General features: G+C 35.5%; 18 protein-coding genes. 17 read left to right on the forward strand and 1 reads right to left on the reverse strand.

Annotated features, from left to right (window positions below):
- Window positions 1-14 precede the first annotated feature (14 nt).
- From EK386_RS16855 to brfA, 17 genes are all read left to right on the forward strand, one after another.
- Complete coding sequence (locus EK386_RS16855) at window positions 15-248, forward strand: HypC/HybG/HupF family hydrogenase formation chaperone (RefSeq protein ID WP_126660346.1); 234 nt, start codon at window positions 15-17, stop codon at window positions 246-248.
- Window positions 223-1,329, forward strand: coding sequence for a hydrogenase formation protein HypD (hypD, locus tag EK386_RS16860; protein ID WP_126660347.1), 1,107 nt, complete (start codon window positions 223-225; stop codon window positions 1,327-1,329). Before EK386_RS16855 ends, hypD begins: the two co-directional genes overlap by 26 nt.
- 1 nt (window position 1,330) lies before the next feature.
- On the forward strand, window positions 1,331-2,341 hold the full coding sequence (hypE, locus tag EK386_RS16865; RefSeq protein ID WP_126660348.1) for a hydrogenase expression/formation protein HypE: 1,011 nt from the start codon (window positions 1,331-1,333) through the stop codon (window positions 2,339-2,341).
- 55 nt (window positions 2,342-2,396) lie between these two features.
- On the forward strand, window positions 2,397-2,930 hold the full coding sequence (locus EK386_RS16870) for a cytochrome b5-like heme/steroid binding domain-containing protein (RefSeq protein WP_126660349.1): 534 nt from the start codon (window positions 2,397-2,399) through the stop codon (window positions 2,928-2,930).
- Complete coding sequence (locus EK386_RS16875) at window positions 2,927-3,832, forward strand: hydrogenase small subunit (RefSeq protein ID WP_126660350.1); 906 nt, start codon at window positions 2,927-2,929, stop codon at window positions 3,830-3,832. Before EK386_RS16870 ends, EK386_RS16875 begins: the two co-directional genes overlap by 4 nt.
- Window positions 3,825-5,231 (forward strand): nickel-dependent hydrogenase large subunit, encoded by a 1,407-nt coding sequence (locus tag EK386_RS16880; protein WP_126660351.1) that lies wholly within the window; start codon window positions 3,825-3,827, stop codon window positions 5,229-5,231. The genes EK386_RS16875 and EK386_RS16880 overlap by 8 nt, the downstream gene beginning before the upstream one ends.
- Window positions 5,231-5,689, forward strand: a complete 459-nt coding sequence (locus EK386_RS16885; protein WP_126660352.1) for a hydrogenase maturation protease — start codon at window positions 5,231-5,233, stop codon at window positions 5,687-5,689. Before EK386_RS16880 ends, EK386_RS16885 begins: the two co-directional genes overlap by 1 nt.
- A 189-nt stretch (window positions 5,690-5,878) precedes the next feature.
- A complete protein-coding gene (locus EK386_RS16890) occupies window positions 5,879-6,067 on the forward strand; it encodes a hypothetical protein (RefSeq protein ID WP_126660353.1) in 189 nt (62 codons plus the stop codon).
- A gap of 10 nt (window positions 6,068-6,077) precedes the next feature.
- On the forward strand, window positions 6,078-6,338 hold the full coding sequence (locus EK386_RS16895) for a spore coat protein (protein WP_126660354.1): 261 nt from the start codon (window positions 6,078-6,080) through the stop codon (window positions 6,336-6,338).
- Between the two features lie 155 nt (window positions 6,339-6,493).
- Window positions 6,494-7,048, forward strand: a complete 555-nt coding sequence (locus EK386_RS16900) for a hypothetical protein (RefSeq protein WP_246027708.1) — start codon at window positions 6,494-6,496, stop codon at window positions 7,046-7,048.
- Between the two features lie 200 nt (window positions 7,049-7,248).
- On the forward strand, window positions 7,249-8,031 hold the full coding sequence (locus tag EK386_RS16905; protein WP_158674459.1) for an LAGLIDADG family homing endonuclease: 783 nt from the start codon (window positions 7,249-7,251) through the stop codon (window positions 8,029-8,031).
- Window positions 8,032-8,044: 13 nt separating this feature from the next.
- The gene (locus tag EK386_RS16910; RefSeq protein WP_126660356.1) at window positions 8,045-8,419 is read left to right on the forward strand and encodes an rRNA methyltransferase; all 375 of its coding nucleotides are present in this window, start codon (window positions 8,045-8,047) and stop codon (window positions 8,417-8,419) included.
- A gap of 730 nt (window positions 8,420-9,149) precedes the next feature.
- Window positions 9,150-9,524 (forward strand): DUF485 domain-containing protein, encoded by a 375-nt coding sequence (locus EK386_RS16915; protein WP_126660357.1) that lies wholly within the window; start codon window positions 9,150-9,152, stop codon window positions 9,522-9,524.
- Window positions 9,524-11,077 (forward strand): solute symporter family protein, encoded by a 1,554-nt coding sequence (locus EK386_RS16920; protein ID WP_126660358.1) that lies wholly within the window; start codon window positions 9,524-9,526, stop codon window positions 11,075-11,077. The genes EK386_RS16915 and EK386_RS16920 overlap by 1 nt, the downstream gene beginning before the upstream one ends.
- A 451-nt stretch (window positions 11,078-11,528) precedes the next feature.
- Window positions 11,529-11,849 carry a DUF485 domain-containing protein gene (locus EK386_RS16925; RefSeq protein WP_126660359.1) on the forward strand — a complete coding sequence of 107 codons (321 nt, stop codon included), beginning with the start codon at window positions 11,529-11,531 and terminating at the stop codon, window positions 11,847-11,849.
- Complete coding sequence (locus EK386_RS16930) at window positions 11,849-13,393, forward strand: solute symporter family protein (RefSeq protein ID WP_126660360.1); 1,545 nt, start codon at window positions 11,849-11,851, stop codon at window positions 13,391-13,393. The genes EK386_RS16925 and EK386_RS16930 overlap by 1 nt, the downstream gene beginning before the upstream one ends.
- A 102-nt stretch (window positions 13,394-13,495) precedes the next feature.
- Window positions 13,496-13,675, forward strand: coding sequence for a ribosome rescue factor BrfA (gene brfA / locus EK386_RS16935; RefSeq protein WP_126660361.1), 180 nt, complete (start codon window positions 13,496-13,498; stop codon window positions 13,673-13,675).
- 2 nt (window positions 13,676-13,677) lie between these two features.
- Here the strand turns inward: brfA and EK386_RS16940 are convergent, their stop codons facing one another.
- Window positions 13,678-14,097 (reverse strand): DMT family transporter, encoded by a 420-nt coding sequence (locus EK386_RS16940; RefSeq protein ID WP_126660362.1) that lies wholly within the window; start codon window positions 14,095-14,097, stop codon window positions 13,678-13,680.
- Window positions 14,098-14,185 lie beyond the last annotated feature (88 nt).

Raw genomic sequence — 14,185 nt, forward strand, 5'->3', positions numbered from 1 at the left:
GAGGGGTCGTCACGATGTGTTTAGGAGTTCCTGCTAAAGTTCTAAAAATAGACAAGGGAAGGGCATTGGTTGATGTAATGGGAGCGAGCATGTATGTTGGGATCGTTTTTGTACCAGAAGTGCAAGTGAATGATTATGTTTTATTACATGCAGGACAAGCCATGACCATTGTTGACGAAAAATTCGCAAAAGAGAGCATGGACGAATGGAGGGATGTGATGAATGGAACACCTAACTCATTTAGCTGATCCACAAACTATACGACAATCATTAAAAGCCGTTATTCAACTAGCAGAGCAATATAAAAAAGAAAACGGTAGAATCCCTGTTCTTATGGAAGTATGCGGTTCCCATACGATGGCTTTTGCGAAATCTGGCATAAAAACGATTTTGAAAGACCATGTCCAATTAATTGCAGGTCCAGGATGTCCAGTTTGTGTAACTGATCAAAAATCTATTGATGCGATGATTGAATTATCAAAGGATAAAAATCGTATTCTTTGTACATTTGGTGATATGATGCGTGTTCCTGGATCTAGGTTTTCTTTAATGGATGCAAAAACAGAAGGTAAGGATATAAGAGTTGTTTACTCCCCGCTAGACAGTATAAAAATTGCGCAAGAGAATCCACATAAGGAAGTGATTTTTCTAGGCATCGGATTTGAAACGACGATACCGGTTCTTGCAGTTACTGTTCAAGAAGCAGAAAAGCAAGCATTAACAAATTATTCAATTTGGATGTCCACAAAATTAGTAGAACCGGTTTTAAGGGAATTACTTAATTCAAAGGAAATTAACATAGATGGTTTTTTATTACCGGGTCATGTTTCGGTTGTAACGGGAAAAAATAATTACAACTTTTTAGCAGAGGATTTTCTTATTTCGGGTGTGATATCTGGTTTTGAACCCATTGAATTATTAAGAGGAATCTATAAACTATTACATCTATTATTAAATAACAAGATAGATATCATCAATGATTATACCTATATGGTAAAGAATGAAGGAAATCGAGTAGCCAAAAAGTTGATGGAACACTATTTCGATTACCACGATGAAGCTTGGCGAGGAATCGGTGTGATCCCGAAAAGTAGTTTGATTTTAAAAGAATCCTACGCCCAATTTGACGCGCAAAAGAAATTTCATGTATCCCTTAGTGAACCTAGAAAAACAAAATGTCGTTGTGGTGAAATTATTCGAGGCATGATCACACCAGAAGAATGTGTGTTATTTAATAAAGGCTGTACACCGTTACGTCCTATTGGTCCTTGTATGGTCTCAACAGAAGGTACTTGTGCAGCACATTATCATTACATGAGGGAGGAGTAAATTGGATCAGCGAATTAGTTTAGCGCATGGGGAAGGTGGCGAGTTAACTCATCAATTAATTAAAGATGTCTTTCTACAGGCTTTTGGACATCAACACCATACGCAATTAGATGCAGCGATGATCGAATGTAAATCTAAACAATTAGCAATCACGACAGATAGCTATGTTGTCAAACCTTTATTTTTCCCAGGTGGAGATATTGGAAAGCTCGCTATTACCGGAACAGTGAATGATTTGGCAGTAAGTGGTGCTACTCCCCAAGCCATTACTGCAGGCTTTATTATTGAAGAAGGATTTTCGATCAAACAATTAAAAACGATTGTTGAAAGTATGGCGAAAGAAGCAAAAAATGCCAGTGTATCAATTGTAGCTGGTGATACAAAAGTAGTTGAAAAGGGAAGTGTGGACGGTCTTTTTATTAACACAACAGGAATTGGATTTGTAAAAGAGAAGCATCAATTACATCCAGAACGTATCCAAGTGGGCGATTCGGTCATTATTAGCGGAACGGTTGGAGACCATGGAATCGCGATTTTATCTGCTCGCGAGGAATTGGGATTACTAACCAATGTACAGAGTGACTGTGCTTCATTAAATCATATTATACAAGAACTGATGGAAGAAGTGGATGGGATTCGTGTGATGAGAGATCCTACGCGTGGTGGATTGGCAACAACGCTTGTTGAGTTGTGTGAAGAGAATCATTGTACAATAGAGTTAGATGAATGTTCGATTCCTGTTAGACAAGAGGTAGAAGGTGCTTGTGATATTTTAGGCTTTGATCCACTCTATCTTGCAAATGAAGGAAAACTAGTAATGATTGTAGATACAAATCAAAAAGAAATGATTTTAGAAAAACTACACAATTATGACGTAACTAAGGATGCGACAGTGATTGGTCAAATTATCGAATGCCAGAAGGAAGTAGGAAAAGTCGTGTTAAAAACACCAATAGGTTCAACAAGACGTCTTTTTCGTCTTTCTGGGTTACTTTTACCTAGAATATGTTAATGAAATTAAAGTTTTCGCATAAACTGTGTGGAATCTCTTTAATTAGGAGGACACCATGCAAAACATCGAGATGCTCAGATGGCAGTTAAACAGCCTTGTTACGCAGGTACGGCAAGATATATATACGCTTTCTACCGTTCCCCAGCAACCAATCGCTCCCCAAATTCTTCAAAGGTTATGGGATACAACATCAACGATTCATTTCATCAGTGAATTACTAGCCAATCAAGCTTTACATTGTTACCAGCCAATCCCCGTTAATTCACGAATGATACCAGTAAACAATTCTCCATCAAACTCCACTCAAATTTCACCTATAACACCTATACCAAATCAATCTAACTCACAACTAAACGGACGCAATTTTACCATTGGAGAATTAGCGACCTTTGATGGTAAAAATGGAAGACCTGCATATGTTGCTGTGAATAGTACTGTTTATGATGTTACCAATAATAGAGCATGGGCTGCGGCAACCCACTTTGGTTTACTTGCCGGTAAAGAATATTCACAAGAGTTTGCAACTTGTCACGCAGGGCAACAATCGATTTTAGCCACATTACCAGTAGTGGGGAGGTTAGTTTCATGACGATGCCCATTTTACCACCGGAAGATTTAAGTAATAAAGCCATTTCAGCGAGGATCACGACAAATGCAATAAAGAGTATTAAAAATGGTCTTATTAAGAAAAAAAATCTTGTTTATTTAGAGTTAAATGGTTGTTCGGGAAACATCATCTCTTTGTTAAACGGACAAAATCCGGACTTTGAATATACGTTTAAATCAATGGTCGACATTCAATACAGTAATTCGCTCATGGTAGCTGAAGGTGAGAAAGCGATAGAGAAATTAATGAAAGCGCTAGAAGGAGAGTATATTTTAGCGGTTGAAGGGGCAGTGGCATTAAAGAATAACGGTCTTTATAACATTATTGGTAGTTGGAAAGGGAAACCTTTAACAGGACTAGAGGCAGTCAAAATGCTTGGTGAAAAAGCATCTCACATTTTGGCAGTTGGTGCATGTGCTACCCATGGTGGAGTGTCTGCAGCAAAACCAAATCCATCTGAATCAGTGGGCTTAAACAAAGTACTTCCTCATAAAAAAATCATTATGTTACCAGGCTGTCCTGTACATCCGGACTGGTTTTTAGGAACATTAGCTCATCTTTTATTATATGGAGAGCCAGAGACAGATAGCTTAAATCGTCCATTAATGTTTTATAGTACGCTTATTCATGATCGTTGTCCGAGAAGACCTTTTTTCGATCGTGGAATTTTTGCAGAAAAATTAAGCGATAAAACGTGTTTATTTAAACTTGGTTGCCGTGGTCCAGTAACGAGAACAGATTGTCCAACTAGGCAGTGGAATGGACATGTGAATTGGCCGATTGGGGATGATACTCCTTGTATTGGATGTGCACAATTTGGATTTCCAGATGCAATGGCCCCTTTCATTAGCTTTGACACAACAAGGGTGGTGAAAAATGAATAAACGTATAGTAATCAATCCTTTAACGCGTATTAGTGGCTTTTTAGAAATTGACGTTCGCATTGAAAACAAAAGAGTTGTGGATGCGAAAACAAAAGGCAATTTATTTCGTGGATTTGAACAAATGTTAGTTGGCAGGAGTCCATTCGATGCGGTTTATTTTACCCAGCGAATATGTGGTATTTGTTCTGCTGCACATTCGATGGCTTCCTCACTCGCTTTAGAAGATGCCCTTAAGATTGAACCATTAGAGCAAGGACGCTATTTACGAGACATTATTCATTCCTGCGAGTTTTTGCAAAATCATATTCGTCATTTTTATCAATATACTGTGCCGGATTTTGTGAAAATGGATCAAAATACGCTCTTACAAACGGATCATACTGATTTTCGACTACCCAAAGCTATTAATGATCGGATTGCACAACATTATTTTGACTCTCTAGCTATAAGTCGTTCAGCACATCAAATGTTAGCGGTATTAGGAGGAAAAGCACCCCATAATCATGGGGTTTTTATTGGTGGAATCACGACGAAAGCAACAGCAGAGAAAGTCGTTCATATTGATTCTTTATTACAAAAAATCGCTCTGTTTATAGACGAAAAAATGATTCCTGATGTTTACGATATTGCAAAATATTATCCGGAGTATTTTCAACTAGGTGGAGGTTACGGCAACTTATTATCTTATGGATCATTTCACAATTACAAAGAGCTCGGCACACTCTATACGAATCCACTAGTTTTAACGAAAAAAGGGATTGAAGTGTTTGATGAAAAGAATATTGAGGAAAAAATCGATTACTCTTATTATCAGGCGCCGGCGAACAAAGACCAACAAAATAAAGCGGTGCCAGAACCAGATATGGATAAAGAAAAGGCATACTCTTGGGTGAAGGCACCACGGTACAATGGTCTTCCTTTTGAAGTAGGGCCGTTAGCAAGACTCATTTTAAGTGGAACGTATCCTAATCGTATTTCGGCTATGGACCGTACCATTGCAAGAGCACTAGAAGCAAAGAAGATTGCCGAGATTATGAAAATACTACTTAAACAAATTATTCCAGGTGTAGAATTACAACAAAAATACGAACTTCCATCATCAGCATTTGGTAGAGGATTAGTAGATACGACAAGGGGCGCATTAGGGCATTGGTTAGAAATTAAGGATAAGAAAATTTCCTTCTATCAAATCATCACGCCATCGACATGGGATTTTTCAACTCGAGACGAAAACGGTTATAGAGGAGTAGCGGAAGAAGCATTAATCGGTACACCAATCGTCAATCCTGAACAACCTGTTGAGATTGGTAGAATTCTACGTTCCTTTGATCCGTGCATGTCTTGTGCTACACATGTTTACAGTCCTGGGAAACAAGTAAAGACGATACAGGTGTTTTAATGAAAGAAATACTTGTTCTTGGAATCGGGAATCGATTAATGATGGACGATGGGATTGGGATTTATCTTGTTGAAGAACTGATGAAACAAGAGACAGAATACGATATTCAGTATATCGTTGGGGAGTCAGACGTTGATTATTGTATACAACAGATTGAAAATGCGAAATCCGTCATTATAATAGATGCTACTATTTCAGATAATCAACCAGGAGAGATCACGATTTATCCATTAGATCATCTTGCGGCATTTCATTCATTAGACTTTTCACTACATAATTTGCATTTATTTCAAGTGTTATATCAACTTAAAGATCACATTCAAGGTTATTTGATTGGGATAGAAGCGTATGAAATTACATTTAACTTAGGATTAAGTGAAATCATAGAAAGTAGATGGGACCATATTGTAAAAAACGTAAAGGATCTAATTGAAAAGTTAATAAACCAGGCTAGGTAGGGCTGTCCTGAAAGTAAAATAATGTACAATTTGTAATTTGAATTGTACATTTTTGCTTTTGAAGTCTGTTGATTTCCGCTACGGTAGACGCTTTCCGCTCGTGCGGTTCCCTTTTATTCATCAAGTTTTTCAAGTCTGAGTATGAAATTTAAAAGAAGGGAGAAATATTAAAGTAAAGGAGGCTTTGTAATGAATCATAATTTAACGGAATTAGAAGTTGAACATTTACGCAGTTTAATCGGTGGGCATGGTAACGTATCAAAAAAATTAGAAGCATATGCAGCGAGTTGCACTGATCCAGAATTAAAATCAATCCTTGAAAGAGATGCACAAGCAGCAAAACAAGCTCAACAAGATTTAATATCTTATTTAAACTAGGAGGCTTACAATGTTTCAAGATAAAGAAATGGTTAATGATTATCTAGCGGGATTAAATGCCAGTTTAACTGGATATGCCCATATAATTGCCCAAACGAATGATTCAGAACTTAGACAAACATTAATTCAATTGAGAAATCAAGACGAATCTCGCCAACGAACTTTATATAATTACGCTCTTCAAAAAGGATATTATAAACCTGCTGCTCCAGCTGCAGAAGAGGTAGTACAGCAATTAAGAACTCAATTAATGTCTGAACAGCAAAATTAAACGAACTTAACTATAGCCCCTTATCCGAAAACTATATGGTTTTTGAATGAGGGGCTTTTTGTTTTAAAATTTATTCAATTTTCCCAGTTTTTTCAGAGATTTTTCATAAACGGTGATTACTCTAATGAATAAATACATCTGAATGGAGTGCTTACATGAGAAATTTGATCGTTATATTCATCGTACTATTTTTCGTTATTTCACTAAATACTTTTAGTCATACCGTAGTAGCGGATGATGATTTTGAAGAAAAGGATAATTATTATGAAAAGGAACATGACGGAGAAGAACATGAAGATGAGCGTTTTGAAGAAATTGGCAAAATGATAGGATGGGGAACCGTTATAACAATGGGTACTAGTGGATTAATTTTTCCTTTTAGAAGATTAACCAAATCATTCATTACTACATTTCCAACATCAAAAGGGAACTATATATCGATTACAAAATTTTTGAGTAAATACCATATATGGATTGGGATCGCTGCGTTATTGCTAAGTATCGGTCATGGAATCGTTATGTATTTTAGTGAAGGGGAATTGGAAGGTGAAGGGATTATTGGGATCGGTGGAGTTGTACTAATGATTATTGCTGGGATATTTGGGACAGTTTTATTTAAAAATAAAAAGGTGAAAAGTCTTCGTACAACACATACAATACTGATTACTTTAGCGACGATGATTGTTTTATCTCATATTTTATTCTCGTAGATGGAGAATTTTATAATTAATTTTTAAGTGAGGAGTAGTAGAAGCAGAGCATTATAATGAAGTAAAACGACTGAACGGTAATCTATCGTTCGTCGTTTTTTATTTTAAAAAAATTGGAAAATAGGAACATTTGTTTGTATAATAGAAATAACATCGTTGAATCGACACAATGATACTACCTAATGAGGAGTGATATCAAAATGCCGAGAAAATCAGGTGTGACAGATGAAATGATCATCAAACTTTATAAAAGTGGGACGCCTTTTAAGGAAATGAAGAGCATGACTGGTTTGACAGATCGCGGAATACATTATGTACTTAATAAATATAATGTGAAACCAATCCGTGAAAAAGGATCGGGTCAGCCAAGAAAACACAAAGTGAACGAAGATTTCTTTAAAGTGTGGACTCATGAAATGACTTGGGTATTAGGATTGTTTGTTACAGATGGTACTGTAAGCAGTAAAACACATAGCATTACGTTCGCACAGAAGGATGAAAGAATCCTTAAGCTTATAGCAAAATTTATGGATGCAGATTATGTATTAGCTCCAATTGGTAAAACAAGAAAAACACCTCTACTAATAATAAATTCTCGTGAAATAAAGCATGACCTAGAGAAAATAGGGATTACGTCAAATAAATCACTGACATTGAAGTTCCCACCTGTACCAGATCAATTTTTGTCATCTTTTATAAGGGGTGTGATCGACGGGGATGGCTGGGTCCAAGATAGAGGATATGTCATGAATGTGACCACGGCGAGTAAGGAGTTTGCAGAGGGATTGTTTAATGTGTTTAATCATTGGATACTTAGAACAGAAATAACTACGGAAACAAGTCCATCTGGCCGATGCATTTACAGAGTTTGGGTCAAAGGCAAAGAAAGTCTTTCGAATTTAGCAATGATTATTTATGAGTGCTGTAATGAGGATAACTTTAACGAAAAGAAAAAAGAACGTTTAACTCAATGGTTAAATTAGGAGTGATAGAACAATGTGGAAAATGATCAATGGAAAACTTGTTCAAAGTATAGATGAGACGCGTAAAGAATATAAAACGAGGATTAGCAAAGCAATGATCGAAAATTTAAAAGCAATTGCAAAAGCTAATAATACACATATAGGTTATTTACTTGAAAATGGATTTGAAAATATTTTAAGAGAAAACTATATTCAGTTTGATAAAAAATCTCGTCCGAAAGATCGTGTAGAATTACGAACAACATGTAATGAAACGGTTCTGACTGATCTTAGAACGTTTGCAAAAGAAAATAAATTAAATTTAAATGATGTTATAGAAGCAAGTATTGAATATATTGATGTAATGAACGTTAAAAATGCGGGCTGGAGATATAGAAAAGAAATGTAGGGGATGGAAACACATCTCCTTTTTTAACTTCAAAATTGGGATGTGGTCATAATATAAATTATATGAAGTTGAATCTCAATATATAAGTATACTCTAGATAGTGAGACGGAATTGGAAAATACCCCAATAATAAAATACATTTTTTCCGTAATCATTTATTAATTGATCTAATCCGCGAATGCAATTTTTCAAATGCTCGTTTTCACCATCGTACTAAAATTTGCAGAATTACCAGTTTACTTTTGCTTGTCATTTTATTCCTTCAATCACATTTATTTAAACAATGAATCTATTAAGCTAATATTTTACCCAAGAATTGTCGTGTCAAGCTAAAAATTTTTAAAAATTCTATAATATCAAAAAATTATCTTTTTCTGTTGTTCTATAACAACTGTTCGTATTTGTATGTTATTGCTATTCTAATCTACTCATTTCAATAATTTCTATAATGTGAATTATTATTTCTAGTTCAGGCAAAATTTTTGTAATTACTATACTAAAATTATCCATTTTTCAAATTTTGCAATTCTCTTTCAAGTAGGGAAATTCTGCTTAAAGCTTGATAATTCTAAGCTTTTCCCTACTTCATTACATTGGGTGTCAAGGGATATTTTTGAAAAAATAGTATTGAAATATATAATACTCTACCCTAAAATATGGACTAACAGCAGGAGGTGAAACAGAAATATAACGTTTAAAGTAGAATAATATTTCATTAGGGGGAAATGTGATGGCTAACGTTAGCACGTTAAATAATCAAGGGGATAAAATTATTAAAACAACGGTTAGTAAAACAAAAAAAGAAGAAATCGATTACAAAAAGATCGATCAAATGACTTCATTCAATGAGTTTGTGAAGAAAAAGAATACGTTCTTATTTGGGGTTGCGGCATTATTTTTAACATTATATATTCTATTACCAATCCTTGCATTCACACCTGTGTTACAACAGAAGTGGATCGGGAATATTACTGGGGTTTGGGTATATGCAGCTTGCCTATTTGTCATGACAGTCATGTTATGTATGCTGTACACAAAAATGGCGCCGAAATTCGATAAAATGGCAGCTGAAGTGCTTGCTGAATATAAAGGCGGTGCGAAGTAATGAATTTAGTGACAATTGGTTTCTTTTTAGGGATTGTAGGTTTAACACTGATCGTTACGTATATTGCTGCAAAAAGAACGTCTTCTGCTAGTGATTTCTATACAGCTGGTGGCGGACTTAAGGGATGGCAAAATGGGTTTGCAATAGCTGGGGATTACCTATCAGCTGCTGCATTTTTAGGGGTTTCCGGTGCGATCGCATTAACAGGGTTTGATGGATTCTTCTTCTCTGTTGGTTATGTTGTTGCAAATTTAGTTCTTCTATATGTAATTGCAGAGCCAATGAGAAATCTTGGCCGTTATACACTTGCAGATATGTTAACAGCTCGTTTTAATGAAAAACGTATTCGTGGAGTTGCTGCCACTGGAACAATTATTATTGTTATTCTTTATATGATTGCTCAATTAGTTGGAGCAGGCGCACTTATTAAATTATTATTTGGTATTGATTACTGGTTAGCGGTTTTAATCGTAGGTGTAATGATGACTACGTATGTATTATTCGGTGGAATGACTGCTACATCGTGGGTTCAAATTATTAAAGCTGGACTTTTACTATTTGGTACTACCCTTCTTGCTTTCTTAGTATTTTCAAAATTTGATTTTAGTTTAATAAAAATGTTTGACACGATTTCAAGTGACCATGGTGATCAATTCTTAGTTCCAGGTATGAAATATTCATCATCTATTGACTCTGTTTCTATGATGATGGCGTTAGTATTAGGTACATCTGGTTTACCGCATATTCTAATGCGCTTCTTTACGGTAAAAGATGCAAAAACAGCACGTTCTTCTATTTCTTGGACAACTTGGATTACTGCCATTTTCTTCTCATTAACAATTTTCTTAGGTTTCGGTGCAATGCACTTTGTAGGAATTGATGCGATTAAATTAGAAAATGCTGCAGGTAACACTGCTGCCCCACTTTTAGCTGAGTTTTTAGGTGGTAACATTTTATTATCATTTATTGCTGCGGTTGCCTTTGCAACGATTTTAGCGGTAGTATCAGGATTAGTATTAACAGGAGCTTCAGCGATTTCTCATGATATTTATGGAGAAATTTTAAATGATGGAAAATTAACAGAAAAGCAACAAGTAATTGCTGCTCGTGTTGGATCTATTTCGATTGCGATCGTTTCTATTATTCTTGCTCTATTTGCACAAAGTTTAAATGTTTCGTTCTTAGTTTCCTTTGCATTCTGTATTGGTGCGTCTGCAAATTTACCTGTTATTCTTTACACGATCTACTGGAAGAAGTTTAATTCAAACGGTGCTGTAGCGGCAATCGTTACAGGTTTAGTATCTTGTTTAGTTTTAGGTGCAATGGGTCCAAATGTTTGGAATCCAGTTCCTGGTGCAGCAATTTTAGTTGGTGAACCTTTACTAAAACTATCTGTACCTGCTATTATTACGATTCCATTAGGCTTTATTGCAGGCTATTTAGGAACAGTTTTAACACAACATAAAGTTGAACAGAAAAAAGCTCAAGAAATCTATCAAGAAATTCGCGTAAAAGCAAATACTGGTGTTTCGGTATCAGATATTTCACATTAATATAATGTTGTAACAATATTGGGAGAAATCTTATTTATAAGATTTCTCTTTTTTTTTCTCAAAAAGCTATTCTATCCACGTAATCATACTTACTATTATTATTCAACTTATATTTTTACTATTAAAATCGTGGAAATGATTAACATTTTTAGTTTATCGAAAAATACCTTTTTCTCTTTAAAAAACATATATTTTATTTGTCAATACATCAAAAAATGGCGCTACATCAAGGTTTTCTGCACCCTACCCTGCTTATTGATTCATTATTTTTCTATAACCTGTTTAAAATTTTCTCGTTAAAAACGAAAATTTAGGAATTTTTTTTACATAATTTTATAAAAAACTATTGCAATTTTGTGAACGATTAAATAGAATGAAAATGTGAAATCTATCAAAATAGAATTTTACAAACATTAAGCAGGGAAATTAAACACAAACGGGGGGTATGTTTATGGCGAATAATCAAAAAGTAATTGATTATGACAAAATCGCTGAAATGGAATCGTTCAAAAAATTAGCGAAAAAGAAAAATTCGTTTTTATGGGCGATGACAGTAGTCTTTCTTGGTGCATACATGTTATTACCAGTATTAACATCGTATACGCAAGTGCTACACCAAAAGGTAGTTGGGGATATTACATTGGTTTGGTTCTACGCAGCGGGATTGTTCATTATGACTTGGGGAATGGCACACCTATACGTAGGTAAAGCAAATTCATACGATAAAGATGCAAAAGCGATTATCGATGAGTACGAAAGAGGTGCTAAATAATGAGTCCAATAGCTATTATCATGTTCGTTGGTATCGTTGGTTTGACGTTAGTTATTACTTGGTGGGCTTCTAAGAAAACTAGTACTGCAAGTGATTTCTACACTGCAGGTGGTGGTCTAACAGGTTGGCAAAATGGACTAGCTATCTCTGGTGACTATTTATCAGCAGCATCTTTCCTAGGGATTGCAGGAGCAATCGCATTAGTAGGATTTGACGGCTTCTTCTTCTCGATTGGTTATTTAGTAGCTTATTTAGTGGTATTATACATCGTAGCTGAGCCATTACGTAACCTTGGTAAGTTTACATTAGCTGATATGATTTCTGCTCGTTTTGATGCGAAAAAAGTTCGTGGTACAGCGGCTTTAAGTACAATTGTAATCGTATTATTCTACATGATTGCACAGTTAGTTGGAGCAGGCGCACTTATTCAATTATTATTAGGTATCGATTATTGGATCGCAGTTCTTCTAGTAGGTACGATGATGACTGTCTACGTATTATTCGGAGGAATGACTGCAACATCTTGGGTACAAATTATTAAAGCATGTTTATTAATGTTAGGTACAGTAATTATCTCATTTTTAGTTTTAGCAAAATTCGATTTCAATATTTTAACAATGTTCTCTCATATGACAACAGCAACTGATGCTGGTGAAGCTTACTTAAATCCAGGATTAAAATATACAAATGGAATTGACACAATTTCAATGTTAATTGCATTAGTATTAGGTACAGCTGGTTTACCGCATATCTTAATGCGTTTCTTCACAGTAAAAGATGCTCAAACTGCTCGTTCATCTGTAATTTGGGCTACTTGGATCGTAGGTTTATTCTATGTATTAACAATCTTCTTAGGCTTCGGTGCTGCTGCATTCGTTGGTAAAGAAGAAATCGTTGCAGCAAACGCAGCGGGTAACATGGCTGCCCCACTTCTTGCACAAGCTTTAGGTGGAGACGTTTTATTCTCATTCGTTTGTGCCGTTGCCTTTGCAACAATCTTAGCCGTAGTAGCAGGTCTTGTACTTTCTGGTGCATCTGCCCTATCACATGATATCTATGGCCAAATTATCAAAAAAGGTGTAGTATCTGAAAAAGAGCAAGTAATTGCTGCTCGCGTAGGTTCAATTATTATCTCTATAGTTTCGATCCTTTTAGCTTTAGGTGCACAAACATTAAACGTTGCATTCTTAGTATCATTAGCATTCTGTATTGCAGCTTCTTCAAACTTACCAGTAATTATTTACACAATTTACTGGAAACGTTTCAATACAAATGGTGCGGTAGCTGCAATGTTAACTGGTTTAATTTCAGCATTAATTCTTGTAGCTGTTTCTCCAAACGTTTGGAATCCAGAAGCAGGAAAAGCAATCTTTGTTGGTGAACCATTAATCTTCTTAACGAACCCAGCATTAATCTCAGTTCCACTTGGATTCATCGGTGGTTGGTTAGGTACAATGCTTTCTAAACAAGAGGACGCTGCGAAATACCGTGAAGTTGAAGTTAAAGCTCAAACTGGTATCTCTGTACAAGACGTTTCTCACTAATAAAAGGTTTCAACCTCGAGTTATCGTTAACTCGAGGTTTTTCTTTGATCTCCTCCCCTTTCTAAAGAAATTCGGTTATTATTTTACTTGAGGTGAAAATTGATGAGTAGATCGGATGCAAAGAAAAAAAGATTAAAATTACAAAAGCAACAAGGAAAAGACGTTGCAAATTCAAGGGGAAAAGTAGACTTTAGTACGCATCAACGTGTAACGAAAACAAAGCTCGAAACGCTTGAGAAAATGAATAAGAAATATAAAAAGCAACACCATAATGAAGAGTAACTTCATGAAGGTGTTGCTTTTTTCTTGGATAAAATAAAGATTGTGCATAAAATTAGGAGCGTCCCTACCCAATCAATCCATCCAAATGAAACGCCTAAAAATACGACGGCTGTAAAGGCAGCAGAAAGCGGTTCAGCACATGCAAGAAGACTCGTTTCAGAAGCAGATAAATATTTTAAACTTTCTAAATAACTATAAAATGATAGAACCGTTCCACATAGTACGATAAATAGAAATGCAAAATTCGTAGAGAAATACCATTCCCCTTCAAATTGCCAAGGTGGGTGAACAAAACTGAATACAAGCCCACCGACGATCATTCCCCACCCTACTACAATGGTTGAGCCCCAGCGTTTTAATAGTTCGATCGGCTGGATGGTGTAAAATGCTAATCCAAAGGCAGAAAGAATCCCCCTGGTTATGGCAAACTAAAAATGTACCTTTCGGACATTAATTTGTGCATGAAAAAACCACTTGTCAACATTATCCAATAAAGTTACACTCCTCGTT

Origin of the sequence: Lysinibacillus antri (assembly GCF_003977595.1) — a bacterium.
Lineage (GTDB): Bacteria > Bacillota > Bacilli > Bacillales_A > Planococcaceae > Ureibacillus > Ureibacillus antri.

Coding starts and splice junctions, on each gene's coding strand:
- hypD (WP_126660347.1), top strand. CDS start 223: ATGGAACACCTAACTCATTTAGCTGATCCACAAACTATACGACAATCA.
- EK386_RS16895 (WP_126660354.1), top strand. CDS start 6,078: ATGTTTCAAGATAAAGAAATGGTTAATGATTATCTAGCGGGATTAAAT.
- EK386_RS16880 (WP_126660351.1), top strand. CDS start 3,825: ATGAATAAACGTATAGTAATCAATCCTTTAACGCGTATTAGTGGCTTT.
- EK386_RS16890 (WP_126660353.1), top strand. CDS start 5,879: ATGAATCATAATTTAACGGAATTAGAAGTTGAACATTTACGCAGTTTA.
- EK386_RS16855 (WP_126660346.1), top strand. CDS start 15: ATGTGTTTAGGAGTTCCTGCTAAAGTTCTAAAAATAGACAAGGGAAGG.
- EK386_RS16925 (WP_126660359.1), top strand. CDS start 11,529: ATGGCGAATAATCAAAAAGTAATTGATTATGACAAAATCGCTGAAATG.
- EK386_RS16905 (WP_158674459.1), top strand. CDS start 7,249: ATGCCGAGAAAATCAGGTGTGACAGATGAAATGATCATCAAACTTTAT.
- EK386_RS16885 (WP_126660352.1), top strand. CDS start 5,231: ATGAAAGAAATACTTGTTCTTGGAATCGGGAATCGATTAATGATGGAC.
- EK386_RS16915 (WP_126660357.1), top strand. CDS start 9,150: ATGGCTAACGTTAGCACGTTAAATAATCAAGGGGATAAAATTATTAAA.
- brfA (WP_126660361.1), top strand. CDS start 13,496: ATGAGTAGATCGGATGCAAAGAAAAAAAGATTAAAATTACAAAAGCAA.
- EK386_RS16900 (WP_246027708.1), top strand. CDS start 6,494: ATGAGAAATTTGATCGTTATATTCATCGTACTATTTTTCGTTATTTCA.
- EK386_RS16930 (WP_126660360.1), top strand. CDS start 11,849: ATGAGTCCAATAGCTATTATCATGTTCGTTGGTATCGTTGGTTTGACG.
- EK386_RS16910 (WP_126660356.1), top strand. CDS start 8,045: ATGTGGAAAATGATCAATGGAAAACTTGTTCAAAGTATAGATGAGACG.
- EK386_RS16875 (WP_126660350.1), top strand. CDS start 2,927: ATGACGATGCCCATTTTACCACCGGAAGATTTAAGTAATAAAGCCATT.
- EK386_RS16870 (WP_126660349.1), top strand. CDS start 2,397: ATGCAAAACATCGAGATGCTCAGATGGCAGTTAAACAGCCTTGTTACG.
- EK386_RS16920 (WP_126660358.1), top strand. CDS start 9,524: ATGAATTTAGTGACAATTGGTTTCTTTTTAGGGATTGTAGGTTTAACA.